This window comes from Mesorhizobium sp. M0037, assembly GCF_040323635.1.
Classification (GTDB): Bacteria; Pseudomonadota; Alphaproteobacteria; order Rhizobiales; family Rhizobiaceae; genus Mesorhizobium.
This window is the reverse complement of sequence record NZ_JAMYVB010000024.1, coordinates 37675-61050: the sequence shown is the minus strand read 5'-3', so window position 1 is coordinate 61050 and position 23376 is coordinate 37675. Positions and strand designations below refer to the sequence as shown.

At 62.4% G+C, this 23376-nt stretch carries 26 protein-coding genes; 9 read left to right on the top strand and 17 right to left on the bottom strand.

Going from position 1 to position 23376, the window contains the following annotated elements; all coding sequences use genetic code 11:
- The 4 genes from NKJ78_RS27570 to NKJ78_RS27555 all read right to left on the bottom strand — a co-directional run bounded on the left by NKJ78_RS27570 (nucleotide 1) and on the right by NKJ78_RS27555 (nucleotide 2827).
- Nucleotides 1-789: a hypothetical protein gene (locus NKJ78_RS27570; RefSeq protein ID WP_352460589.1), complete on the bottom strand. Its 789-nt coding sequence runs from the start codon at nucleotides 787-789 to the stop codon at nucleotides 1-3.
- A gap of 89 nt (nucleotides 790-878) precedes the next feature.
- Nucleotides 879-1271 (bottom strand): RidA family protein, encoded by a 393-nt coding sequence (locus NKJ78_RS27565; RefSeq protein WP_023740205.1) that lies wholly within the window; start codon nucleotides 1269-1271, stop codon nucleotides 879-881.
- Nucleotides 1272-1509: 238 nt separating this feature from the next.
- Nucleotides 1510-1974: a cupin domain-containing protein gene (locus NKJ78_RS27560; protein WP_352562742.1), complete on the bottom strand. Its 465-nt coding sequence runs from the start codon at nucleotides 1972-1974 to the stop codon at nucleotides 1510-1512.
- Nucleotides 1975-2275: 301 nt separating this feature from the next.
- Nucleotides 2276-2827 carry a DUF4142 domain-containing protein gene (locus NKJ78_RS27555; RefSeq protein ID WP_023733307.1) on the bottom strand — a complete coding sequence of 184 codons (552 nt, stop codon included), beginning with the start codon at nucleotides 2825-2827 and terminating at the stop codon, nucleotides 2276-2278.
- Between the two features lie 325 nt (nucleotides 2828-3152).
- Between NKJ78_RS27555 and NKJ78_RS27550 the strand changes: the two genes are divergently transcribed.
- Nucleotides 3153-3491: a hypothetical protein gene (locus tag NKJ78_RS27550; RefSeq protein WP_352460590.1), complete on the top strand. Its 339-nt coding sequence runs from the start codon at nucleotides 3153-3155 to the stop codon at nucleotides 3489-3491.
- Between the two features lie 287 nt (nucleotides 3492-3778).
- On the opposite strand, the gene NKJ78_RS27545 is transcribed toward NKJ78_RS27550, so the two are convergent.
- Both NKJ78_RS27545 and NKJ78_RS27540 read right to left on the bottom strand, forming a co-directional pair.
- Nucleotides 3779-4267: a GNAT family N-acetyltransferase gene (locus tag NKJ78_RS27545; RefSeq protein WP_023724918.1), complete on the bottom strand. Its 489-nt coding sequence runs from the start codon at nucleotides 4265-4267 to the stop codon at nucleotides 3779-3781.
- Between the two features lie 5 nt (nucleotides 4268-4272).
- Nucleotides 4273-5202, bottom strand: a complete 930-nt coding sequence (locus NKJ78_RS27540; RefSeq protein WP_023749108.1) for a lytic transglycosylase domain-containing protein — start codon at nucleotides 5200-5202, stop codon at nucleotides 4273-4275.
- A 177-nt stretch (nucleotides 5203-5379) separates the two neighbouring features.
- On the opposite strand from NKJ78_RS27540, the gene NKJ78_RS27535 reads away from it, so the two are divergent.
- On the top strand, nucleotides 5380-5961 hold the full coding sequence (locus NKJ78_RS27535) for a methylated-DNA--[protein]-cysteine S-methyltransferase (RefSeq protein ID WP_352460591.1): 582 nt from the start codon (nucleotides 5380-5382) through the stop codon (nucleotides 5959-5961).
- Nucleotides 5962-6122: 161 nt separating this feature from the next.
- Here NKJ78_RS27535 and NKJ78_RS27530 read toward each other — a convergent pair whose 3' ends face one another.
- Complete coding sequence (locus tag NKJ78_RS27530; RefSeq protein WP_023689728.1) at nucleotides 6123-6449, bottom strand: hypothetical protein; 327 nt, start codon at nucleotides 6447-6449, stop codon at nucleotides 6123-6125.
- 298 nt (nucleotides 6450-6747) lie between these two features.
- On the opposite strand from NKJ78_RS27530, the gene NKJ78_RS27525 reads away from it, so the two are divergent.
- Complete coding sequence (locus NKJ78_RS27525; protein WP_015316174.1) at nucleotides 6748-6960, top strand: cold-shock protein; 213 nt, start codon at nucleotides 6748-6750, stop codon at nucleotides 6958-6960.
- 230 nt (nucleotides 6961-7190) lie between these two features.
- Complete coding sequence (locus tag NKJ78_RS27520) at nucleotides 7191-7391, top strand: hypothetical protein (protein ID WP_023671961.1); 201 nt, start codon at nucleotides 7191-7193, stop codon at nucleotides 7389-7391.
- Nucleotides 7392-7491: 100 nt separating this feature from the next.
- Here the strand turns inward: NKJ78_RS27520 and NKJ78_RS27515 are convergent, their stop codons facing one another.
- Nucleotides 7492-8352 (bottom strand): EAL domain-containing protein, encoded by an 861-nt coding sequence (locus NKJ78_RS27515; RefSeq protein WP_023689726.1) that lies wholly within the window; start codon nucleotides 8350-8352, stop codon nucleotides 7492-7494.
- On the bottom strand, nucleotides 8349-9248 hold the full coding sequence (locus NKJ78_RS27510; RefSeq protein ID WP_023683766.1) for an EAL domain-containing protein: 900 nt from the start codon (nucleotides 9246-9248) through the stop codon (nucleotides 8349-8351). Before NKJ78_RS27510 ends, NKJ78_RS27515 begins: the two co-directional genes overlap by 4 nt.
- A gap of 275 nt (nucleotides 9249-9523) precedes the next feature.
- On the opposite strand from NKJ78_RS27510, the gene NKJ78_RS27505 reads away from it, so the two are divergent.
- On the top strand, nucleotides 9524-10726 hold the full coding sequence (locus tag NKJ78_RS27505; RefSeq protein ID WP_023683765.1) for a pyridoxal phosphate-dependent aminotransferase: 1203 nt from the start codon (nucleotides 9524-9526) through the stop codon (nucleotides 10724-10726).
- 59 nt (nucleotides 10727-10785) lie between these two features.
- Here NKJ78_RS27505 and NKJ78_RS27500 read toward each other — a convergent pair whose 3' ends face one another.
- Together NKJ78_RS27500 and NKJ78_RS27495 are read right to left on the bottom strand one after the other, a co-directional pair.
- Nucleotides 10786-11181: a (R)-mandelonitrile lyase gene (locus NKJ78_RS27500; RefSeq protein WP_352460592.1), complete on the bottom strand. Its 396-nt coding sequence runs from the start codon at nucleotides 11179-11181 to the stop codon at nucleotides 10786-10788.
- A gap of 48 nt (nucleotides 11182-11229) precedes the next feature.
- Nucleotides 11230-11781: a methyltransferase family protein gene (locus NKJ78_RS27495; protein WP_023683763.1), complete on the bottom strand. Its 552-nt coding sequence runs from the start codon at nucleotides 11779-11781 to the stop codon at nucleotides 11230-11232.
- Between the two features lie 147 nt (nucleotides 11782-11928).
- Here NKJ78_RS27495 and NKJ78_RS27490 point away from each other — a divergent pair, with 147 nt between their 5' ends.
- The 3 genes from NKJ78_RS27490 to NKJ78_RS27480 all read left to right on the top strand — a co-directional run bounded on the left by NKJ78_RS27490 (nucleotide 11929) and on the right by NKJ78_RS27480 (nucleotide 16309).
- Nucleotides 11929-12789: an alpha/beta fold hydrolase gene (locus NKJ78_RS27490; protein ID WP_023683762.1), complete on the top strand. Its 861-nt coding sequence runs from the start codon at nucleotides 11929-11931 to the stop codon at nucleotides 12787-12789.
- A 245-nt stretch (nucleotides 12790-13034) separates the two neighbouring features.
- Nucleotides 13035-15086, top strand: coding sequence for an elongation factor G (locus NKJ78_RS27485; protein ID WP_023683761.1), 2052 nt, complete (start codon nucleotides 13035-13037; stop codon nucleotides 15084-15086).
- Nucleotides 15087-15811: 725 nt separating this feature from the next.
- On the top strand, nucleotides 15812-16309 hold the full coding sequence (locus NKJ78_RS27480) for a methyltransferase family protein (protein WP_023671969.1): 498 nt from the start codon (nucleotides 15812-15814) through the stop codon (nucleotides 16307-16309).
- 22 nt (nucleotides 16310-16331) lie between these two features.
- Here NKJ78_RS27480 and NKJ78_RS27475 read toward each other — a convergent pair whose 3' ends face one another.
- Both NKJ78_RS27475 and trxB read right to left on the bottom strand, forming a co-directional pair.
- Entirely contained in the window at nucleotides 16332-17228 is an 897-nt protein-coding gene (locus tag NKJ78_RS27475; protein ID WP_023671970.1) for a LysR family transcriptional regulator, read from the bottom strand.
- Between the two features lie 80 nt (nucleotides 17229-17308).
- Complete coding sequence (gene trxB, locus NKJ78_RS27470; protein ID WP_023671971.1) at nucleotides 17309-18283, bottom strand: thioredoxin-disulfide reductase; 975 nt, start codon at nucleotides 18281-18283, stop codon at nucleotides 17309-17311.
- A 255-nt stretch (nucleotides 18284-18538) separates the two neighbouring features.
- Here trxB and NKJ78_RS27465 point away from each other — a divergent pair, with 255 nt between their 5' ends.
- Nucleotides 18539-19015 carry an Lrp/AsnC family transcriptional regulator gene (locus NKJ78_RS27465; RefSeq protein ID WP_023671972.1) on the top strand — a complete coding sequence of 159 codons (477 nt, stop codon included), beginning with the start codon at nucleotides 18539-18541 and terminating at the stop codon, nucleotides 19013-19015.
- Nucleotides 19016-19437: 422 nt separating this feature from the next.
- Here the strand turns inward: NKJ78_RS27465 and NKJ78_RS27460 are convergent, their stop codons facing one another.
- From NKJ78_RS27460 to rfaE1, 4 genes are all read right to left on the bottom strand, one after another.
- Nucleotides 19438-20418: a phosphodiester glycosidase family protein gene (locus NKJ78_RS27460; RefSeq protein WP_245263849.1), complete on the bottom strand. Its 981-nt coding sequence runs from the start codon at nucleotides 20416-20418 to the stop codon at nucleotides 19438-19440.
- A 206-nt stretch (nucleotides 20419-20624) separates the two neighbouring features.
- Nucleotides 20625-21278: a D-glycero-alpha-D-manno-heptose-1,7-bisphosphate 7-phosphatase gene (locus NKJ78_RS27455; RefSeq protein WP_023724926.1), complete on the bottom strand. Its 654-nt coding sequence runs from the start codon at nucleotides 21276-21278 to the stop codon at nucleotides 20625-20627.
- Nucleotides 21271-21843, bottom strand: coding sequence for a D-sedoheptulose-7-phosphate isomerase (locus tag NKJ78_RS27450; protein ID WP_023671975.1), 573 nt, complete (start codon nucleotides 21841-21843; stop codon nucleotides 21271-21273). Before NKJ78_RS27450 ends, NKJ78_RS27455 begins: the two co-directional genes overlap by 8 nt.
- An 8-nt stretch (nucleotides 21844-21851) precedes the next feature.
- A complete protein-coding gene (rfaE1, locus tag NKJ78_RS27445; RefSeq protein WP_023671976.1) occupies nucleotides 21852-23345 on the bottom strand; it encodes a D-glycero-beta-D-manno-heptose-7-phosphate kinase in 1494 nt (497 codons plus the stop codon).
- Nucleotides 23346-23376 lie beyond the last annotated feature (31 nt).

Here is a 23376-nt window from a genome sequence, read left to right as displayed (position 1 = left end):
TCATTTTGGCGTTTCTACCTCAATGAGCTTCACTGCCTTAGCCTTAGCCCTCTCCAGTTTGTTCGTAGCCTTTCGCATCCTAGCGACCGCTTCCTTAGCCTTGTCGCCTTCGATCGTATCCCGCTTGATTACTTCATTTTCGACCAACTGCGAGAGGTTCTCGTTACCAACCTTGATGTCTGGAAAGAGCTTCCGGATTTCCCGGCGCACCACCGAAATCACGGCTTCAGACCGGATGATCGCCGAAACCGTAAACTTGTTGAACAGCTGTGCCTGCTGATGGAATGCATCCATTGCATCGGTCGTCAGCCCTTCCTTGGCGAACAGGAAGAGGCACTGTAGATGGTCCTCATTCTTGGGATTCATGTCGGCAAGGACAATCCGGCAAACTTCTTCATGGCTGATCTGGTTTGCCACATAGATACGGACCAACCGCCATTCGACCGCATTGGTGAGGATCACCCAGTGAATGCCTTGGTGGGCTCCGTAGTCGATAACCTGCCTCAAGTGATTATCAGCCAAGCTGCTGCCCGCTGATTTCACCTCAACAAGCAATCGCAGTTTTCCTGCAATCTTGATCGCGAGATCGCAATATGTAGCCTTGATCTGGTGTTCCGAGGTTAGCTCGTCATATTTATCATAGCCAAAAACATCGGCCAGGATGTCCTTGACCAAGGTAACCGTGTCGGCTTCCGCGACATCAGATTTTTGCTGAGCCAGCGTAATCCGCTGATACTTCTTGAGATTCGACGCAACGCGTTCGCCGAATTTCTTCGGTAATTTGTTCATGACTCGCCCTCCCTATCCCCGGCGAGATTTGAGGACGACTTTACTTCAAAGACAAGCGGAAATTATTTCATGAGGGGAGAGGTGGCCCCTCACGCCACCGCCACACACTCGATCTCGATATCGAACTCCATCGGCCACGACGCCACCGGCACGAAGCTCCGCGCAGGCGGGTTGACGCTGAAGTACCGGGCATAGACCCGGTTGATGGCGTTGTAGAAGCCGGAATTGACGGCGTAGATGCGCACCATCACCACATTGTCCAGCGAGGTGCCGGCGGCTTCCAGGCAGTGTTTCAGCGCCTTCAGCGACGCCTCGGTCTGCGTTTCGATATCGCCACGCACCATCTCGCCGCTCACCATGTCCACCGGCGGCGTCGCCGAGATGAACACGAAGCCATTGGCCCTTACTGCCGTCGAGCAAGGCAGCCCGAGCGCCCGCACCTTGGCCGACATGACGGGCACTTCGATGACTTCTTTTTTCATGGTGATCTTCCCCTTGTTTGCCAAGCTGGCGCCAAGGCCCCCTCACCCAGCCTCCGCTTCGCTCGGCTGACCTCTCCCCGAGGGGAGAGGAGCCGGTCAGCGCCAGCGCTTCCCTCTTCTCCCCAGTGGGGAGAAGGTGGCCGCGAAGCGGTCGGATGAGGGGGCCTGCGCCACCTTTGATTGTGAGGAGCTTATCCCCCCGCCCAGCGAACGCCAGCGCCGGACCATAGTCCAGCCGTCACCCCTGCCCCGGATAGGGCATGCCGTCCTTGTGCAGGAACCTGCCATCCGAACTCGGGCTCATCATGTCGATGTCGGAGCAGGTGATGAGATCATCCGGATTGCGCGATCCGACCTCGAGATAGCGCGCCGTTGTGGACGAGCGGTTGATCATGTGGTGGCCGTTGCCGCTGTTCTTGGCAAAGGTCGCGCAGTCGCCGGCCTTGAGCAGCGTCTCGCCGCCATCCTCGACCAGCACCAGTTCGCCTTCCAGCACATAGACGAGCTCGTCCTCATGGCTGTGCCAGTGGCGCTGGCTGGACCAGCCGCCTGATGGCAATGTCATCAGGTTGACGCCGAAATCGGTGAGGCCGCCGGCATCGCCGACGCGCTGGCGTGTGCGCTCGGCGCAAGGGGCGTCGAAGGGTGCGGGGTAGCCGGAGCCCTTGCGGACAGGCACGGTGGACAGGTCGATCTTGGGCATGGGAGCTCCATTGAATTGGTGGCGGCAGTGTATGTCACTGCCGCCGCAGCCACAGAGCCACTTTGCCGCAATGCCTTGCCAACGGCAGGCATCGGCCGTCGCACTCTACGGCGCCCCCCTCTGTCCTGCCGGACATTTCCCCCACAAGCAGGGAGATTGGCTGTCGCCTCAGCCTTCGCCAATTTTCACCGTCGGTAGAAAAGCACGGCGCCGACGCTGCTGATCTCCCCACTCGTGGGGGAGATGTCCGGCAGGACAGAGGGGGCGCCGTAGAATGCTATTGCTGGCCAGTCACCAACCCTCAACCCTGATGCGCGGCCGCGAGTTCCTTCACGTGCTTCTCGTGCATCTGCAGCGTCGGCAGCGTCTTCTTGGCGAATTCCTTCATCGCCGGGTCGTCGCCCGAGTTGGCATAGGTGCTGAACAGGGCAACGGCCTCCTTGTGCGCGTCCGTCTGCATCTGGATGTACTTGGCGTCAAAATCCTTGCCGCTTGTGCTCTTCAACTCGTCGAGCATTGCCTGCTCCTTCGGCTGCAGGGCCGGTCCCGCGGCTTTGGTCGAACCGGTGGTCTGGCCCTGGCTCAGCGCCGCCTTGAACTCCTTGCCGGCTTTGGTGTGGTCCTTGACCATCTGCTTGGCGAATTTCCTGACGTCAGCCGCCTTGGATTTCTCCTCGGCGAGCTTGCTCGACTGGATTTCGAATTCGTTGGAGCTAGGCACGGTCTTGACGAAGGTTGGGGTATCGACCTTGCTGGCGGCCATGGCAGGCGCGACCGCAGTCGAGTTGGCCGCAAAGGCGGCAGGGGCACCGGCGAACAAGGCGACGGCGGCAATGGTGAGAAGCGTTTTCATCTGAGGTCTCCGATTTGAAAATTTCCCTCGGCTAATCAAACGCGGCATTGGCGGCAGGGTTGCGTCCGGAGAACTATTCGTCAGCGACCATCTGCCGAAGAGCCGTCCCGAGCCCCTGGCGGACAAACCTCAGGACAGCACGCCTCGCCATATTGCAGCTGTTCGTTCCAGTTCGGCCGACCCTCAGGCGTGAAATCCATAAGGTTCCACAGGATCTCGCAGATGCCGATGGCGCGCTGATCCTAATGGACGGCGCTGCATTGGGAGCCGGTTGCACTTCCCTGTATTGCGTCTGCAGGTTAGATTTCCGGAGCTGGGGAGACACATGCAAGAGGATGAAGAGATCAATCTGCGCTGCCCGCAAGTGGTGGCCGACAATGCCGCCAAGGGGTTGAGGTTGCGAAGAGAATTCGGCCGGGGCGGCACCGAGATCGGCGTGGCGCGGGCGACGGAACTCAAGAACCGCGAAAAGCTGGCGCCATCCACTATCCGCCGCATGGTCAGCTACTTCGCCCGCCACGAGGTCGACAAGCGCGGCAAGAATTACGGCAATGAAGACAATCCATCGGCCGGCCATATCGCCTGGCTGCTGTGGGGCGGCGACGAGGGCCGCGCCTGGGCGCTTGAGCTCAAAAAGAAGATCGGCAATGCGCCCGATATCTGAGGGCTGCCGTAAAACGACTGGCGGGCCCCAAACCCCCGCCTGGGACCCGCCAAGGAGTGGCTGAACACATGCCGGTGCAGCCCCTCCACATCTGCCAGTCGTCGATCCGCCATCGGTCGAAAGGCATGGATGGTGAGGTAGCATCCGGTTGCGGCGGCCTATGTGAAGCAGTTCACAATCCGAAGGATTTCAACAGCGCTCGAGCAATTCCAGGAAAAGTGTGAACCGGTTTTCCTGGGAAAAGCGCGTAGCGTTTTCCCCAGGGAATTGCGGCAAGAAAAAAGCCCTTACCCTTCCCAGGCGACAGGCACCATTCCCAGCCGCTCGTAGAGCCTGAGCGCGGCGGCGTTCTCGACCGTGTTGGTCTTGAGGTCGACATGGGCCGCGCCTCGATCGCGAAAGGCGTTGAAAGCCTGCCACATCAGCGCTTCGCCAATGCCTTTGCCGCGCGCTTCGGGATGGACCGCGAGGTCCTTGACGAAGGCCCTGGTCCAGCACAGCGCTGCCGCCGCCAGCCGTCCCTTGGCGTCGATGACCAGGAAACACAGCGCCGGGTCGAATTCGGCATCGCTGGATATGCGCGGCCACCATTCGTCGAACGGGCCGTCGGTGCCGTCGTCGAACACCTCGGTCAAAAGCGCATGCAAGGGCTGCGCGTCACCATGTTCGAAGCAGCGCATGGTAAAGCCGGCCGGCCAGTGCGGTGCAACGAGCGTCTCGTCGAGGATTTTGCGCAGCCGGATGTCGTTTGGAGCCGGCGGGCGCGGTTCAGGCATCGCGCTCAGGCGTCGGGCTGCAGCCGGCGGCGCTTGCGGTCGACACCGAGGCCGGTGGCCTCGAGCAGGCCTTTGCGCTTGGCGTCGAAATAATAGCCGGTCTGGTAGAGCCAATCGGCCTTCTTGGCGTTGCCACCCGCCACCAGCCAGGCGCCACGCAGATATTTGACCGCGTATTTCAGATTGGTTTCGGCGTCGAACAAGCCCTTGGCCGGCCCGTCATAGCCCATGCCGCGCGCCGTCGCGTGCTTGATCTGCATCAGCCCCCAATGGCCGTTATTGTAAGCCTTGGGATTGTAGGTGCTTTCGCGGTTGACGACGTGGCGCACCAGATCGACCGGCACCTCGTAGAGAGCAGCGTATTTCTGGATCAGCCGGTCGACGTCGCCGCGCATGCCGGTCGCATGCTCTTCTTCCGGGAGACCGAGGGGCGCGGCGGGGAACTGGCCCAGGGAAGCAGGGTTCTGCGGCACGACATAGGCTACCTGCTGCACGCCGGGCATGGCGTTCTGGCCGCCCTTGGCGGTCGCCGGCATGACAAGGCTGGCGGTCGTATATTGCGCCGCGACCGGCTGTCCGGCCTTGGCGGGCGCAGGCGCCTGCCAGGCGTTGGCGGCCATCACCGCAGGCAGGGCCGGGGCCGTGGGCGTCGCGCCGGCAAAGGCCGCGGTCGCGGCAGCCGGCTGCGGGGCGGCATCGAGCGCTGGCGTCGCCGGCGTCGCTTCGGCCGACTGAACGGGTGTTATGCCCGAGGATTGCGGCAGCACCGAAACCGTATCGGGCAGCGGCACGGTGAAGCCGGCATCGCTGCCGGCGGTGGTCGCGGTTTCGGTCAGCGCAGGCGTGGCCTTCATCTGCGAGGTCGATTGGCAGCCGCTGAGGGCAGCTGCGCCGACGATCACAGAGATCGCGAAAAGGTTGAATTTTGCTGGCAAGCCGCGCGGGTCCGATTTGTCGGTTGTTAAGAAGTCCTTACACCAGCGATTCCTGGTGGGCAATCGGGACCATCTGGTGGTTTTCGGGTGGCGAGAGCCGGGATCAGATGCCATATTGTTCTGCATATGTACCGGTTGGCATCCCGGTTTTCGCCGCTTTGCGGAAAGGAGCGCATCATGGAAACGGCATCTTCGATCACAGCCGGCCACGCAGTGTTAGAAACAGTGATCGGCTTCATCGGCATCGCCTGGAGCGATAAGGGCCTGATCCGGCTCTGCCTGCCCGAAAGGAGCCGCGAAGCGGTGGAACGCCGGCTGATGCGGCATGCCGGTGTTGCCGCCAATACCACTGCGAACATTGGGCAGCCGCAATGGGTGGTCGAGCTCATCGCCTCGATCAAGGCCTATGCCTCAGGCGAGGACGTCGATTTCTCCGGTGTGCCGGTCGATCTCGACGGCGTCGACGACTTCCGTCTCGCCATCTACGACGCGGCGCGAAAACTGCATTACGGCGAAACCACCACCTATGGCGAACTGGCCAAGCGCGCCGGCCAAGCCGGCCTGCCGCGCGAAACCGGGGCAGCGCTGGGCTCCAACCCGGTGCCGCTGGTCATCCCCTGCCATCGGATACTAGCCGCGGGCGGCAAGATCGGCGGCTTCTCGGCGCCCGGCGGCTCGGCCACCAAGGAAAAGATGCTGGCCATGGAAGGCGTGCGCGTCGGCCCGCCGCCGGCGGCGCAGGTCTCGTTCGGGTTCTAAGAGCTTGAATGGTATGCCGGCTGGGTGTGTTGAGATTCAGGTCAGGCCGCACCGAGAACTATGGTCTTCGAGAACCGGAGCGGAGCGTACTTAATGTACGTGGGCGCCGGAAGCGCAGAAGACCATCGTTCGCAGGCCGGCCTCACTTGAATATCAAATGCCTAATGACGGCGCAGGAAGCGGCGGTGAAAATGGTCGTTCTCGATCCGCTTGCAGAGATAGACCGGGCAGGATTCGGTATCGGCGCTCGGCACATAGGCGCGCTTTCTGACCTCGCCGACATTGCAGAATTGCTGGCTCTGCACATAGCGGTCGAAGAGCGGCAGCCCCGGCACGCGCCTGGACTGATAGCGCAGGATGACCGCGCCCTGGCGGGCGATCGTGCCTTGCACCCTGTCGCAGCTCATACGAGTGGGGTCGTAGCGCGAAATCGCCTGCGCTTCGGCGGCCGCCAGCGTCAGGCAGGCGGCAAGCAGAATGGTTTTCACAACCGTTTTCATGACAGTCTCCCAAAACCGGACTAACGCCGTCGGGCGTCCCGATCTTCCCGATTGCTTGACGCTTTCACGCGATTGGGGCGGCCTTTGGGCGGCGCCACCGCAACGCCATTTTTCGAGCCATCTTGTTTTTGGTGCGAAACCCGCCTATATCAGCTCCATTGATATTTCGGCCGATCGATCCGGGCCTCGCGATCTTCGCGTTTGCTGACGTCTATCTCCAAAATCTCGATACAAACCGGCTGAACCTCGGTTCGGTCAAACCAAAGCAAATGCGAGGACTATTCATATGGCAACTGGTACGGTCAAGTGGTTCAATGCCACCAAGGGCTTCGGCTTCATTCAGCCTGATTCGGGCGGTGCGGACGTTTTCGTTCACATCTCCGCTGTCGAGCGCGCTGGACTGTCGACCCTGGTCGAAGGCCAGAAAATCAACTTCGAGATCGAGCAGGACCGCCGCACAGGCAAGTCGTCCGCTGGTTCTCTGAGCAAGGCAGCCTGATTTTGCGATAGCGCGCGCCGGACGAGAGTTCGGGGCGCGCGGCAAGTCACGGATGTACTGACGGTCGCGCGAGAAGCGCGCTGGAGCGGAAAGACCCGACAAGCTGGATCAGCAGATAGCTGCCGGCCCGGACTCAAAGCTCCGATCAGGCTACCGAAAATGGGAAGGCGGGATTTATCCCGCCTTTTTGTTTGTCTGGAATTGGACGATGGCCATGCTAGTTTCGCCCCATGACCAAGCTCGAACAGATTGAAAGATCCATCGCAGCCCTGAACACCAAAGAACTAAAGGCCTTTACCAAATGGTTCGCAGCGTATCAGGCAGAGGTGTGGGATATGCAGATCGAGGCGGACGCCAAGGCTGGCCGACTGGATAAGTTTGCCGAGCAGGCTTTGGCTGAACTTCACGCGGGCCGAGTTCGCCCTCTTTGAATGCGCGCTACGGCCGAAGGCCGCAAGCCCAACCGGGCATCGCGCCCGTTGGCGTCCCGTCCGGAACGAGCCGCGAAGCGGCGGCAAGCGCGAGCACAAATCAGCGCCGCAGATGCAGCGGCACCACCTTGTTGTCGGCGCCAAGCAGCGCCTCGATCGACAGCGGCTCCCGGTTGAAGATCGTGCCGGCCAGCGCCGGGCGGCCGAGATGGAACCCCTGTAGCAGGTCGACGCCGCCATCCAGCGCGACGCGCAGATGCACGGATTGCTCGATGCCTTCCACCAGCACCTTGGCGCCGCGATCGTGCAGCGACGAGACGAGCGGCCGGAAGAAGCGCTCGGCGGCAGCGTGGCGGCAGAATTCGGCGAACCAGCCGCCGTCGATCTTCACAATATCCGGTTGAAGCAGGCTCATCCGCTCCGCGGTCGAGTGGCCGGTGCCGAAATCGTCGATGGCGATGCGGATGCCGTGGCGCCGCATCTCGCGCACCAGCGGGGCCAGCACATTATCGTCGGCCGCCTGTTCGGTGATCTCGCAGACCAGCATGGCGGCATGCAGGTCGAGATCGCCGAGATGCCGCGTCATCAGCCGGATCTCGGCCAGCGCCCGCCCGAGATGATCGTTGATCATCGGGTTGTAATTGAAGAACAGGTCGAGCCCGTCGACGCCGATGTTGCGGAAGTTTTTCAGATGCAGCATCCGGCACATCGTCTCGACAAACAGGCGGTCGCCCGGCGCAACACTGTCGAAGAACATGGCCGGTGCAACCGGCATGGAAGCGCGCTGCGGTTCGATCAGCGCCTCGACGGCAACCGCGGCCAACGCGCCGCCGCGTGGCGCAAAGATCGGCTGGTAGGCGCTCTTCAGCCGGAACGCGCCGTAGACGCCGTATTCGATGCCGACCTCGTCGGCAAAGATCGCTTCGCCGATATCGCGACGCCTCTCGCGCTGCCCGGTCATGGCCCGGTCCTGCGCCCGAACACCCTGCCCGGCCGCGCCGGAGGCGCTGCAGTCGGGCCGGCAGGCGTCTTGCCAGGCTCGGCCGCCGCGACAGACGGCTGCGTATCCTTGCCGAAAGCGCGAAAGCTGGTCGGCGCCAGTTCCGGCTTTGCCAGCACAAAGCCCTGCACCATCGATGCGCCGGATTTCTCGGCTAGTTCAAGCTGCCAGCCTTCCTCGATGCCTTCGAACACCGTGCGGATGCCCTGTAGTTCGAAGTTCGTCACCATGGCAGTCAGCAGGGCAAAGCCGGCGCCGGATTCCATGAGCTGCGTGATCCAGTGCGCATCGAATTTGACGATGTCGGGCTTGAGCTCCTTGATGCGGTTGATGTCGGATTCATCGGCGCCGTAATCGTCGACGGCAATGCGAAAGCCATTGGCCCGCAGCGCCTCGACAAAGCTGTAGAGCGTTTCCTGCGACGCCGACTTCTGCTCGGTCACCTCGCACACGATGCGGCGCGGATCGATCCCGGCTTCGTGCAGCACCAGCCGCATGTCGCGCAACGCGTTGTCGGCGATGGAGCGCTCGGTAAACACCGACGGATCGAAATTGACGAAGATCGAAGCCTCTTGCGGCAGGCAGGCGCCGGCATTGAGCAAATGCAGCGTGCGCGTCAGCGCCTCGATATGCAGGCGGTCGCCGGCCGGACAGGTGCGGAAGAAGTTCATCGGCGATTGCGGCTCGCCGTCACGAAACGGCCGGATCAGCCCCTCGAACGCTGCGATCGAGAGCTTGCCGTCCTTGAAGGCGAAGATCGGCTGAAAGGCGCTCTGCAGCGTGTAGGGACCCCAGACACCTGAAGCGGTGCCGTCATCGTGACGGATGATGTGGGCAAGCCCGGTGCTGCGCGACAAGGGTCCCTCGCTCCGCGAGACAGGCGAAATGGCTGGCGATCCTGCCGTCAAAGGTTTTAGCGGCCGTTGATGAATTTAGTCTTGCCGGGGATGGGCGTCGATTGCAGAGCCCGCAACGCAGAGTGAAACCGTCATGCACGCGCTCCAAAAAGCCGATCTCCACGGGTCCTTGACCCCTGGCTCATCCGACAATGCTTGCACTTGCCGGGTCGATGCGACATGAGAAGCGCCGCAGCTGTTTGCGGTTGCGCCGACCCCTCTGGAGATATCTGGTCATGGCCTTTCTTGCCGACGCCCTTGCCCGCGTAAAGCCTTCCGCCACCATCGCGGTGACGCAGAAAGCCCGCGAGCTGAAAAATGCCGGCCGCGACATTATCGGCCTCGGCGCCGGCGAACCGGATTTCGACACGCCCGACAACATCAAGAATGCGGCGATCGAGGCGATCCGCCGCGGCGAGACCAAATACCCGCCGGTTTCGGGCATCGCGCCGCTGCGCGAGGCGATCGCAAAAAAATTCAAGCGCGAGAACAATCTCGACTACAAGCCCGAGCAGACCATTGTCGGCACCGGCGGCAAGCAGATCCTGTTCAACGCCTTCATGGCGACGCTGAACCCAGGCGACGAGGTCATCATCCCCCGCCCCTATTGGGTCAGCTATCCCGAAATGGTGGCGATCTGCGGCGGCACCTCGGTGTTCGCCGACACCTCGATCGACAATGGTTTCAAGCTCACTCCCGCCGTGCTGGAAAAGGCGATCACGCCGAAGACCAAATGGCTGTTGATGAACTCGCCATCGAACCCGTCCGGCGCCGCATACACGGAAGCCGAGCTGCGCGCGCTGGCCGACGTGCTCTTGAAGCATCCGCATGTCTGGACACTGACCGACGACATGTACGAACACCTGACCTATGGCGACTTCGTCTTCAGGACGATCGCCGAGGTCGAGCCGAAACTCTACGAGCGCACGCTGACCATGAACGGCGTCTCGAAAGCCTACGCCATGACCGGCTGGCGCATCGGCTATGCCGCGGGTCCCGTCCAGCTGATCAAGGCGATGGACATGATCCAGGGCCAGCAGACCTCGGGCGCCTGCACCATCGCGCAATGGGCCTCGGTCGAGGCGCTCAACGGCCCGCAGGATTTCGTCGCCAGGAACAAGGCGATCTTTCAGGGCCGTCGCGACCTCGTCGTGTCGATGCTCAACCAGGCGCGCGGCATAACCTGCCCGTCGCCGGAAGGCGCCTTCTATGTCTACCCGTCCTGCGCCCAGCTGATTGGCAAGAAGACCAAGGCCGGCAAGATAATCGACACTGACGAGACTTTCTGCTCCGAATTGCTCGAAGGCGAGGGTGTCGCGGTGGTGTTCGGCTCGGCCTTCGGCCTCGGCCCCAACTTCCGCATCTCCTACGCCACGTCGGAGACGCTGCTGGAGGAAGCCTGCACGCGCATCCAGCGGTTCACGGCATCGCTGACCTGAACTGGCGGCACCGAGACATGAAACCCGGCTTCGAGCCGGGTTTTTGTCAGGAGCAGACCTCAGCCGCCATACTGCTCGCTGGTGACCGCTTCTATCCAATCTGCGTGGACGCCGTCCAGCGCTTCCTGCATGGCGACGTGGGTCATTGTCGTCTTTGGACCCGCGCCGTGCCAGTGCTTCTCGCCCGGCTCGAACGAGATCACGTCGCCCGCCTTGATCTCCTGGATCGGCCCGCCCCATGTCTGCGCAAGGCCGGCGCCCGACGTGACATAGAGCGTTTGGCCGAGCGGATGCGTGTGCCAGTGGGTACGCGCGCCAGGCTCGAAGCTGACCAGCGTGGCCCGCAGCCGCGCCGGCGCTTCCTTCTCGATGATGGGCGTCTGCAGCACGCGGCCGGTGAAATACTTCTCCGGTGCGATGATGGTCGGCACGCTGCCGCAGGCAATGATCTTCATCTCTGGTGACCCCTGAGTTCAGTAGAACCTACCCTGCCCCGGTGCTCGCTACCACCCCAGCCGAGGCCAGAACAGGCCGGCACGTACGCGATAGTCCGCGTAGGCTCCGGCCAGCGGCGTGCGCGAAAATTTCTTCTCTTCGTCCAGCGCCGCAAACACATAGAGGATAGCGATCCCGGCGACCGGCACCAACGCCCAGACCGACCAGGTCGCGATCCCCCAGCCGATCCAGAAGACGATGTAGGACGTATAGAAGGGGTGGCGGACATGGCCGTAGGGGCCGTGGGTCAGCAGGCTGTGCGGATCGTCGGGTGCGAAGACGAAGCGCAGCCGCACCTTGCGCGACGTGACGATCGCCCACCAGAACAGGGCAGAGCTCGCCAGTTCGACGGCAAGTCCGGTGAGCTTTGCCGAACCCGGCTGCGATTGGATCCAAAGGGTGGCGAGAAAGAACAGCGCCGTGGCGATGACCGCCGCCGAAATCACCATGGCGCCTGGAGACATCGCCTGCGATTGGAAATGCGCCCGCATCGACCAGACATATTGGCCAAGCATCGCGATGCTGCAGATCGAGACAAGAAGATCGAGGACTGGTTCCATTGTCGGGATTCCGCGCGTGATTGCCATGGAGCCAGCGATCGTGCCGGCTATCTCTTTAGAAATCCTTTCTTAACCACATGTTTAAAGAACATATAGAGCCAGCGATGCGATGTTGGCGGTCAGGCAAATCTCAAGGTCTAATTCAGCATGAGCATCACTCACCGCACCATCCGCACGCCGCAGGCCGACTTGCGCCTCAGCCAGTCGTCTGGGTCCGGCATGCCCATCGTCATGATCCATGGGTCGGGCAGTTCGCGCGCCGTGTTTGCCCGTCAGTTCGATAGCCCGCTTGCCGACGGCCATCGGCTGATCGCCTTCGACCTTCCCGGCCACGGCGAGTCCTCCGATGCCCGCGACCCGGCGACCGCCTATACGATTACCGGCCTTGCCCAGTCCACAGCCCGGCTTCTCGACGCTTTGGGCATCGGCCACGCCATCATCTTCGGCTGGTCGCTCGGCGGCCATGTGGCGGTCGAACTGGCCAGCTTTCACCATGCGGTCAGCGGCCTGGTGCTGACCGGAGCGCCGCCGGTGTCGCGAGGGCCGCTTGGCATGCTGCGCGGCTTTCACGCCAACTGGGACATGCTGCTCGCCTCCAAGAAGGTCTACTCCGAACGCGACATCGAGCGTTTTGAGGCTCTGTGCTACGGCGACACCGCCAGTCCGTCTTTCCGCGAAGCCATCAGGCGCACCGACGGTCGGCTTCGCGCCGGCGTGGCGCGCTCCATGTTTGCGGGCAAGGGCGCCGACCAGAAACAGGTGGTCGAGCACGCTCCGTTCCCCGTCGCGGTGATCAATGGCGAGCATGATCCGCTGGTGCGGCTAAGCTATTTCGAGACCGTCGCCTACAGCTCGCTGTGGGAACAGTGCCATGTCATACCAGGCGCCGGCCATGCGCCCTTCTGGGAACGTCCGGACCTGTTCAACCCGTTGCTGTCGCGCTACGCCGAGATGGTGGTGAAGCAGAGTGCAGCCGCCACGCCCACGCGCCGCACCCAGGCAAGCTGAAATCGCCCGACGGTTCTGATCCCCGGGTCTTGCCTCGGCCGCCTGACGGCGGCGCGATTTCTATTTTCCTTGCCCTCCCGGCTAACCCGTGGGACGATGGGTTGGGCAGGTGGCTAAATGAAAACAACCCCGCCCGCGACGGTCGAACAGGCCGGCCGCCGCTCACGACAGGGTGCGATCGGCGCAAAACCGTTTCCACTTTTGCTGATCGCACTCCAAGGGCAACGCCTGAGTGGAGGTCAGCCATGGGTACTCGCGCCGGAGGACGACGCACGGGACCGAAATGCATTGCCATAGTCGGTCCCTTTGCAAGCGGTAAGACGACACTTCTCGAAGCCATCCTCGCCCGTACGGGCGCCATCCCCCGCCAAAATCCCGTTTCATCGGGAAGCACCGTTTCCGATCATTCGCCCGAGGCGCGGGCGCACGCCATGAGCGTCGAGGCGACCTTTGCCACCACCGAATTCATGGGCGAGCAGATCACCTTCGTCGACTGTCCCGGATCGATCGAATTCTCCTTCGAGGCCGAGCCGGTGCTGGCAGCCTGCGATCTCGCGGTGGTCGTCGCCGAGGCCGACGAGAAGAAGATCCCAGCCTTGCAGCTCATCATGCGCAAGCTCGACGATCTCGGCGTGCCGCGCATCCTGTTCCTCAACAAGGTCGACAAGGCAATCGCCGGCGTACGCGATACGCTGAAGATGCTGCAGCCGACGAGCGCGGCGCCGCTGTTGCTGCGCCAGATTCCGCTGCGCAAGGACAATGTGGTGATCGGTTCCATCGACCTGGCGCTGGAGCGCGCCTACATCTACCGCGAATATGCCGAAAGCCAGGTTGCCGAAATTCCAACTGACGACAAGGCGCGCGAACTGGAGGCTCGCTTCTCCATGCTGGAGACGCTTGCCGACCATGACGACCAGTTGATGGAGCAGTTGCTGGAGGAGATCGAGCCGCCGAAAGACGCGGTCTTCGACGATCTGTCCGCCGACCTGCGCGCCGGCGCCATAACGCCGGTGCTTATCGGCACCGCCGAAAAAGGCAACGGCGTGCTGCGCCTTTTGAAGGCGATCCGCCATGACGCACCGGATGTCGAGGCGACGCGCAAACGGCTCGGCGTCCCCGACGGCAATCACACCGTGGTCCAGGTGATGAAGACCATCCACACCGCGCATGGCGGCAAGCTGTCCGTGTCGCGCGTACTCTCCGGCCAGATCGCCGATGCAGCCGAACTCTATTTGTCGAATGGCGAGACGGCGAAGGTCTCCGGCATCTACAAGATGCTCGGCAAGGACCAGTCCAAGCTCACCGCTGCCAAGGCCGGCGACACGGTGGCGTTGGGCAAGCTGGACGAGGTCAAGACCGGCCAGACGTTGAGTTCCACGAAGGGCGGTATCAAGCCGCTGGTCACGCTTACGCCGCCGCAGCCGGTCTTTGCCTTTGCGCTACGGCCGAAGGAGCGCAAGGACGAGGTCAAAATGTCGGCGGCCATCCAGCGCCTGGCCGAGGAAGATCCCTCGCTCACCTTGCGCCACAACCAGGACTCGGCCGAGACCGTGCTGTCCGGCCATGGCGAGATGCATCTGCGGGTCGTGCGCGAGCGGCTGGAAGGCAAGAATCAGATTCCGGTCGAAGGCCATGCGCCTGCCGTCCCCTATCGCGAGACGATCCGAAAGACGGTGCAGCAGCGCGGCCGCCACAAGAAGCAGTCCGGCGGCCATGGCCAGTTCGGCGATGTGGTGATCGAGATCAAGCCGCTGCCGCGCGGCTCCGGCTTTCAGTTCTCGGACACCATCACCGGCGGCGTCGTGCCCAAGACCTACATCCAGTCGGTCGAAACCGGCGTGCGCGATTATCTGAAATCCGGCCCGCTCGGCTTCCCTGTCGTCGATGTCGCCGTCAACCTCTCCGACGGCTCCTACCACGCCGTCGATTCCTCCGACATGGCTTTCCAGATGGCGGCCAAGCTGGCCATGAAGGAAGGCATGGCGGCCTGCTCGCCGGTGCTGCTCGAGCCGGTCATGAAGGTCGAGATCGTCACGCCGTCCGAAGCCACTTCGAAGATCATCGCGCTGATCCCGCAACGGCGCGGCCAGATCCTTGGCTACGACGCGCGGCCTGACTGGCCGGGATGGGATGTCGTGGAGGCGACCATGCCGCAGGCCGAGATCGGCGACCTGATCATCGAACTGCGCTCGGCGACCTCCGGCGTCGCCAGCTATCGTTGCGCCTTCGATCACATGGCCGAGCTGACCGGTCGGTTGGCCGACGAGGCGATGAACGCCAACGGCAAGGCTGCCTGACAGGCCGAAGGATGATCCGCACAAAAAACGGCGCCCGGATGACCCGGACGCCGCTCTTATTGCGGACCGTCTTCTTGGGAGGAAAACGGCAGGTCCGCCGCACGTATCCGCCGCGCCATGCGGCACTGACAGACGAATAGGTTCGGACGCGGTAGCCGCCTGAGCCCGGATCTTCCGAGTGATGCCCCCATCTCCCGGTCGAACCACACCGCGTCCTATGATCTGCTTAAACGATGAATCGCGCCTGCGGCATGTTACCTGAGGTTACATGTCACTGTTACGCGGCGATTTTGCTCGATTTTTCGCTGGCTACGGCAGGCCCGGAAACAAAAAAGCCGGATCAATGAAGATCCGGCTGAGTTTGATTGGAAGTGCCTGTTAAGGCTAACCTCCAGAGGGGAACACTCGAGGGCGCTAATGGGAGGAGAACGCGCCCAGGAGATGATCTATATATGTGCTGTTCATGCCCAAGAAACAAGCATCTATTTTGCAACACACGCATGCAAAAAGGTACAGGCTGTGGTCTAACCCATGTCTAGGGGCCATAGGACCACGAAAAGTTGCCAAATGAATGGCGCGACCGTGCGGTTGCCTTCGCAGAACCGCAAGTCGGGCTGATTCTCGCGCTCGCGGGCAAAAAGCCGAATGACGTTGAATCGGGCAGCAGGCGTTTATTTTTGCGGCAGCGGGATGGGAAGGGTCGGCCGGAAGAAGGGAGACCTGACATGCGGACACCCCAGGCGATCGCCGGCAGCGCGGTCTTCTTCATCGCCGCACCTTGTGTCGTGGCCGGGCTGGTGCCCTGGCTGCTGACGGACCGCTACCGTCTGCCGCTGTCGACGGTGCCCGGCTTCGTGCCGGCTGGCTCCATCCTGATCGTCGCGGCCATCGCCCTGCTCGTCCATTCCTTTGCCCGCTTCGCGCTCGAAGGCATGGGCACGCCGGCGCCTGTAGCACCCACCGAGAGACTGGTGATCGGCGGCGTCTACCGCCATGTCCGCAACCCGATGTACGTCGCCGTGCTGTCGATCATCCTCGGCCAGGCGTTGCTGTTTTCAAGCTGGAGCGTCGCTGCCTATGCCGCCATCGGCGCGATCGTCATGGGCTCTTTCGTCAGGTTCTATGAGGAGCCGACTCTCGCCCGCCGCTACGGTGGCGAATACGAGACCTACCGCCGCAATGTTCCCGGCTGGCTGCCACGGCTGACGCCTTGGCGGGGGTGACCAGCACCTCCCAAGGGCATGTTTAAAATGACCAGCTGCGCGCTTTGGCGATGATGAAGTCGCGGAAGACGTGCAGCTTGGCCTGGTTCTTCATTGCATCGGGATAGGCGAAATAGGTGTCGAAGGACGGCACCTCGGTCTCCGGCAAAAGCTGCACCAGATCCGATTCCTTGGAGATCACGTAGTCGGGCAGCATGGCGATGCCGGCGCCGCCCTGCACGGCGCGCTTGATCGACAAGATGTCGTTGATCTGCAGCGTCGGCACCCTTTGCCCACCGTCGAAATCGCCGATCGTTTCCAGCCAGTTCAGCTCCGACAGATGCGACGGCACCGGCACACCGAAAGTGACGATGCGATGGTTCTTCAGATCGGCGACCGAGGTCGGCTTGCCGTGCTTGCCGACATAGGACGGCGAGGCATAGAGGTGGAAATGCACGGTGAACAGGCGGCGCTGGATAAGGTCGGGCTGCTGCGGCTGGCGCAGCCGTATCGCGCAGTCGGCCTGGCGCATGGTGAGGTCGAGTTCCTCATTGGCCAGGATCAGCTGCAGGCTGATTTCCGGATAGAGCTCGATGAATTCCTGCACCCGCTCGGTCAGCCAGCCGGCGCCGAGCCCGACCGTGGTCGTTACCCTCAGCACGCCTGAGGGACGGTCCTTGGCCTCGGTCAGCTTCGACTTGATGGTCTCCAGCTTCATCAGCACGTCATGCGCCGTGCGGAACAGCATTTCGCCCTGCTCGGTCAGCACCAGGCCGCGGGCATGGCGATTGAACAGCGGCACCCCGACATCATGTTCGAGCGCGCTGACCTGGCGTGAAATCGCCGATTGCGACAGGTGCAAAGTCTCGGCGGCATGGGTAAACGACCCAGCCTCCGCCGCTGCGTGAAACACGCGAAGCTTGTCCCAGTCCAACGCCATTGAGTTCCCCTCGTTCTGTTTTTGGCGTCTGAATGAAAAATCAGGCTTTTGAACGGCTTGCGACGCCGTCTTGATAGATTTTATTCCGCCGCTTCGCGGTGCACCTCGATGCCGGCCAGGTATTTTTCCGCCTCGAGCGCGGCCATGCAGCCGAGCCCGGCGGCGGTCACCGCCTGACGGTAGATATCGTCGGTCACGTCACCGGCGGCGAACACGCCGGGCACATCGGTGCGGGTCGAATTCGGCGCCGTCCACAGATAGCCGTTCGGCTTCTGCTTCAGCTTGCCGACAAACAATTCCACCGCCGGCGCATGGCCGATCGCCACGAACACGCCGTCCACCTGGAGATGGCTGACCTCGCCGGTCATCGCATTTCTGAGCTTCAGCCCTTCGACCGAAGGCGGCAGCGGCGTCTTGCCGGGCCGGCCGGTGATCTCGTCGACGATCGTGTCCCAGATGACTCGGACATTGTCCTTTTTCAACAGCCGCTCACGCAGGATGCGCTCGGCGCGGAAATCGTTGCGCCGGTGGATGACGGTCACGCTCTTCGCCAGATTGGAGAGATAGAGCGCCTCCTCCACCGCCGAATTGCCGCCGCCGATGACAGCGACATCCTTGCCGCGATAGAAAAAACCATCGCAGGTGGCGCAGGCCGACACGCCGAAGCCCATGAAGGTTTGTTCGGTGGGGATGCCCAGCCACTTCGCCTGCGCACCGGTGGCGATGATCAGCGCATCGGCCGTGTAGGTGGTGCCGGAATCGCCCGTGGCGCGGAACGGCCGCACATTGAGGTCGACCTCGGTGATGATGTCGTTGACGATGTCAGTGCCGACATGCTCGGCCTGCTTCAGCATCTGCTCCATCAGCCACGGGCCCTGGATCGGATCGGCGAAGCCCGGATAGTTTTCGACATCGGTGGTGATCATCAGCTGGCCGCCCTGCTGCAGGCCGGCGACGAGCATCGGCTTCAGCATGGCGCGCGCGGCGTAGACCGCCGCCGTATAGCCGGCCGGGCCGGAACCGATGATAAGGACAGGCGCGTGCTTGGTGGTCATCTAAAGCCTCTGCGGGGCGGACAATCGAGTGTGCCTTGGAAAAAGACGTGAAACGGTGCTGGTAATGTAAGGGTTGCCAACCACACCAGCAAGACGATCAGGCCGTCGTCCCCGGAAAGCTTCGGCCCACAGGCTTATTCGCGCAATGGCCGCTTCCGTTACGGTCGCAAAATCGCCCGACCAAGGGCTGGCATCGCCACAAAAGTCGTTTAATGACGAGATCGCGAAAGATTCTTGCGCTAAGCAGAGACCGCCATGCCCCTGAAAGCCGACCTCGACGCCATCGACTGGAAGATTCTGCGCGAGCTTCAGGCCGACGGGCGCATGACCAATGTCGAACTGTCGAGCCGCGTCGGCATTTCCGCGCCGCCCTGCCTGCGCCGTGTCCGGCGGCTGGAGGAAACCGGCATCATCAAAGGCTATCGCGCTTTGCTCAACGCGCCGGCGCTCGGCATGGATGTCGTCGCCTTCTGCCTGATCGGCCTGCATCACCAGGCCGACGCGGAACTCAAAACCTTCGCCGAGCGCACTCGCGGCTGGCCGATCGTGCGCGACGCCTGGATGGTCTCGGGCGAATCCGACTTCCTGCTGCATTGCGTGGCGAGTGATCTCGGCACCTTCCAGACCTTCGTCATCGAAGAACTGGCTTCGGCGCCGAATGTCGACACGGTGCGCACCGCGCTGACCATCCGCCGCGTCAAGGACGAAGGGCTGGTGGCGTTCAGCGCCTGATAAGCGAGATTAACTTCGAAAAAGCATGTGCGACGCCGACCAAGACATACCCCAACAGACACACTGCTACCTCTCCGACAACTGGCAAAAGAATGAAGCCGTCCCCAGGGCCGGGGCTCTCACCAGGGGACATCTCCGGCAAAGCTAAAAAGGCCAGCAAAATAGGTGAGCAAGCAAGCCAGACGAATGTGATGACATGCGGCAACCATTTGAGACGGAAAATGTTTTTTGACGTGAGAACGCCGCGCCGATCACAATCATGTTGACGACGAATATGAGCCAGAAAGCGAATTCTGGCGCCGAAATCGTAGGGTATTCCGGGTCAGATTGCGTGAACATGAGCGGCCAAGGTTGAATATGCCATCCGGTTTCAGCTACGGAATCGGGAGTACTTTGACCCACCCTGCCAAGGGCAGGATCTGCTACCTGCGCTCCACCGTGAGAACAACAGGCAATCCCCAGGGCACATCTAGCGGTGCTTGAAGCAGTGAGACGTCGCCATCCGCGACCTGGGCTTCCCACTTGGCATAGTGTTTCAACCGGTAGTTCCCGGAGCGGACGCTGAGGCAGGCAACAGGCCCGCCATCGAGGTTTAGCGCCGTCTTGAGATCGAGGTCGGTCTGCAACAGGAAGTTTGCTAGCCGGTCCAGCGAGAAGAAAGCGTCCTTGGTCGAACCGACGATGATCCAGCCCTGACGATCTTCCGCGATAAAGGTGCGGTTGGCCAACCAGTTGCTCTTGGCGCGTACATTGTTGCGGCCGTCCTCACCGACAAGCAATGGATAGGAAACCATAGCGTTTTCGGCATTCTCCGTGACTGCGCGCCAGTCACGTGAATTGAGATCGACCACATGCGTGCCGGAGGCATTCACGAACCAGGCGCCGGCCTTCGCATCGTATTCATCCGGCCCGAGCCTCGCACCCATGCTGACAAAGGGCGTGTCGGCTTCGCCCTTCAGTCCGAAATAACTGCCATTGACGATCAGAACGGTGCCGCCTGTGCCTTGTGGATTGAGTGCCGCTTCCCACTGGTCGATGTCCTTGGCACCACTGGGCTCGTTACGGGCAACGAAACGGAATTTGGCTGGATCGAAACGGTTGAGATAGAGCCGGTCAATTTCACGGTCGCCCGCCATGACGGGGATTTCTCTGACCTGGAATCCAGGCTCGGTTTCATTCCATGAGCTGGCTCCACCGGTCACATCAGGAATTTCCGATTTCAACGCAAGCTGCATGGCAGGCGAGAGACGCGCATCGTCGGGTGCAACGGCGATCCAGTAGCTTCCGCCGCGGCGAAGAAGTGCATTGAGCCCATACACGCCGTGTTTTTGCCAGACATACCCCACGGCTGAAAGCACAGCCAATATCAACAAGACAACGGCAACAGAGATTGCTTTCTTCAATGAATTCCCCTCGTTCTTCGATGGAATGACATCTGCAAATTTCTTGCTTGAATGATGTCTGATCTCTGCAGTTTTTCCGCAAAAGAGCGTGGTGCTTTCCTGGGGAATAGCGTCAAAGCAAAGAAATGGATCGGCTCGCCGTTTCTGCGAAACGGTGAAACGCTCAAGCTAACCCATTGAGATTGCGTCGCAACAGATCCGGAAAGCTAAATCAGTCTCGATCCGAGCGACTCGACAGCTCTCAAAAGCCGTTCCAGATCATCGGGGTTGCGCAGCGGCAGAACCTCGAAGCCCGGCTCATTACTTCCCTCGCCATCCACCAGCCAGCCGCGCGGCAGGCCGGCACGTTGTCCGGCCTGCATATCCGCGGCCTTGTCGCCGACTATCAGCGAGCGCTTGAGATCGAGGCCGAGACGCTGCCGGGCCTGTAGCAGCATGCCCGGATTGGGCTTGCGCATTGGATGGTCGGCGACCGCCAGTGGCCCGCTGCCCGCCTCGTGGTAGGCGCAGGCCAGAACCATGTCGACGAAGGCATCGCCGGCGGCAAGCAGCTTGAGAACCCGGCCGTTGACCGCGGCAAATTCCTTCCAGCCGAAATAGCCGCGCGCGATGCCGGACTGGTTGGTGACGATGACCACCGGGATGTTGCCCCGGTTGGCCGCCGCGATGACCGGCACGATGCCGTCGCGCAGCGCCATTTTGGCTGGATCGTCGGGATAACCGGTGTCGACATTGATGGTGCCGTCGCGGTCGAGGAACAGCGCCGGCGCGCTGGCTGGAAACACCCGCGAACCCACCCGCTCAACCCACAGGCCGGGCTCAGCCAGCGGGTATGGACCGTAGGCCCCGGTGTCAGCCATTCGACAGACGGTCTTCCACCACCTCGCAGAGATAGTGGTAGAGGCAGAGATGTCCCTGCTGGATGATCGGCGTCGAGGTCGAGGGCACGTTGAGCAGTATGTCGGTGAGCGGCTTGAGTTTGCCACCGCTGTCGCCGGTGAGGCTGACCACCGTCATGCCCATCATCCGAGCCTGTTCGGCGGCAGCCAGAATGCTCGGCGAATTGCCGCTGGTCGAGATGGCAAGCAGCACGCCGCCGGGCGCGCCATGCGCCTCGACCTGGCGCGAAAACACGGTGTCGAAGCCATAGTCATTGCCCCAGGCGGTCAGCATGCCCGCGTTGGCCGGCAGCGCAATCACATTGTAGGCCTTGCGCTCCTTAAGGAAGCGGCCGACCAGTTCGGTGGCAATGTGGATGGCGTCGCTGGCCGAGCCGCCATTGCCGCAGACCAGCAGCGCCTTGCCCGAGGAAAGCGCGGCGACGACCGCACTCACAGCACGTTCCATCTCGGCGGTCAGGTCACGCTCGACTGTCGCGGTGATCGCGGCCGCCGAGCGGACCAGATAGTCATTCAGTCCGGACATGAAATCCCTCAGTTGGTACCGCCGCCGGCGCGCAATTTGCCGATCGTGCCGGTGGTGCTCTTGCCGGCGACAAGGTCGACCAGGACGACGCGCCCGCCCGCCTTCTGCACCACATCGGCGCCGACAACGGTTTCGACCGTGTAGTCGGCGCCCTTGACCAGAATGTCGGGCAGAAGCGCCTCGATCAGCGCCAGCGGCGTATCCTCTTCGAACACCACGACCGCATCGACCGAGGCCAGGGCGGCGAGCACGCAGGCACGATCATGCTGATCGTTGACCGGGCGCCCGGCGCCTTTCAGCCGACGCACCGAGGCATCGCTGTTGAGGCCGAGCACCAGCCGGTCGCACTGGCTGCGCGCCGCGTGGAGAAGACTGACATGGCCGGCATGCAATATGTCGAAGCAGCCATTGGTGAAGCCGACGCTCAGGCCCTCGTCCTTCCACGCCGCCACCATGCGCGCGGCCGATGCGGCATCGAGGATGGCGTCCTTGTGGGCGGTGGGGCCGTGCGAGCGGAACAGCGCGCCGGTGAGTTCCTCCACGGTCAGCCGCGCGGTGCCGCGTTTGCCCACCACCACACCGCCGGCGGCATTGGCGATGGAGGCGGCCATGACGCGATCGGCGCCCGCGGCCAGAGCCAGCGCGAAGCTCGCGATGACCGTATCGCCGGCGCCCGAAACGTCGAACACTTCGCGCGCCTGGGTGGCGATGTGGCGCGCCTCATCCGCGCCGACGACGCTCATGCCCTTTTCGCTGCGGGTGGCGACGACGAAGTCGAAGCCATGTGCCGAAATCAGCTGGCGTGCCGCCGCGACGATCTCGTCGTCGGCGAAAACCGGGCGACCGACAGCTTCGCCAAGCTCCTTGCGGTTGGGCGTGATGGCGGTCGCGCCGGCATAGCGCGCATAGTCGCGGCCCTTGGGATCGACCAGCACCGGTTTTCCCGCCTCGCGGCAGATGGCGATCAGGTCGGCGGCGACGCCGTCGAGCAAGATGCCCTTGCCATAGTCGGACAGAATGACGATGTCGGCGCGCGTGAGTGCGGCGCGAAAATGCCGGACCAGGTCCGCCCGTTCCTTGTCGTCGAGCGGCTTGATCTCTTCCTCATCGAAGCGCAGCACCTGCTGATTGAGCGCGCTGAAGCGGCTCTTCGACGACGTCATGCGACCGCGCTCCTGCGCCATATCAGCCGTATCGGCGCCGAGTTCGCGCAGCATGCGCACCAGATTGTCGCCGGCCACATCGGTGCCGATCACCGATATGGGAATAGCGCTGGCACCCAGCGAGACGATGTTGGCGACAACGTTGCCTGCGCCGCCCATCGTCGAGGTCTCGCCGCGCCCGTGCAGCACCGGGATCGGCGCTTCCGGCGAGATGCGCTCGATGACGCCGTTGACGAAACGGTCGAGGATGAAGTCGCCGACCACCAGCACGGCAACGTCGCCAAAGCGGGCAATGGCGCGGTGCAAAGGTTCGGGCGAAGGCGGATTGTGCTTGATCATGTCACTGGCAATGCGAGGGAAAGGCCGACCT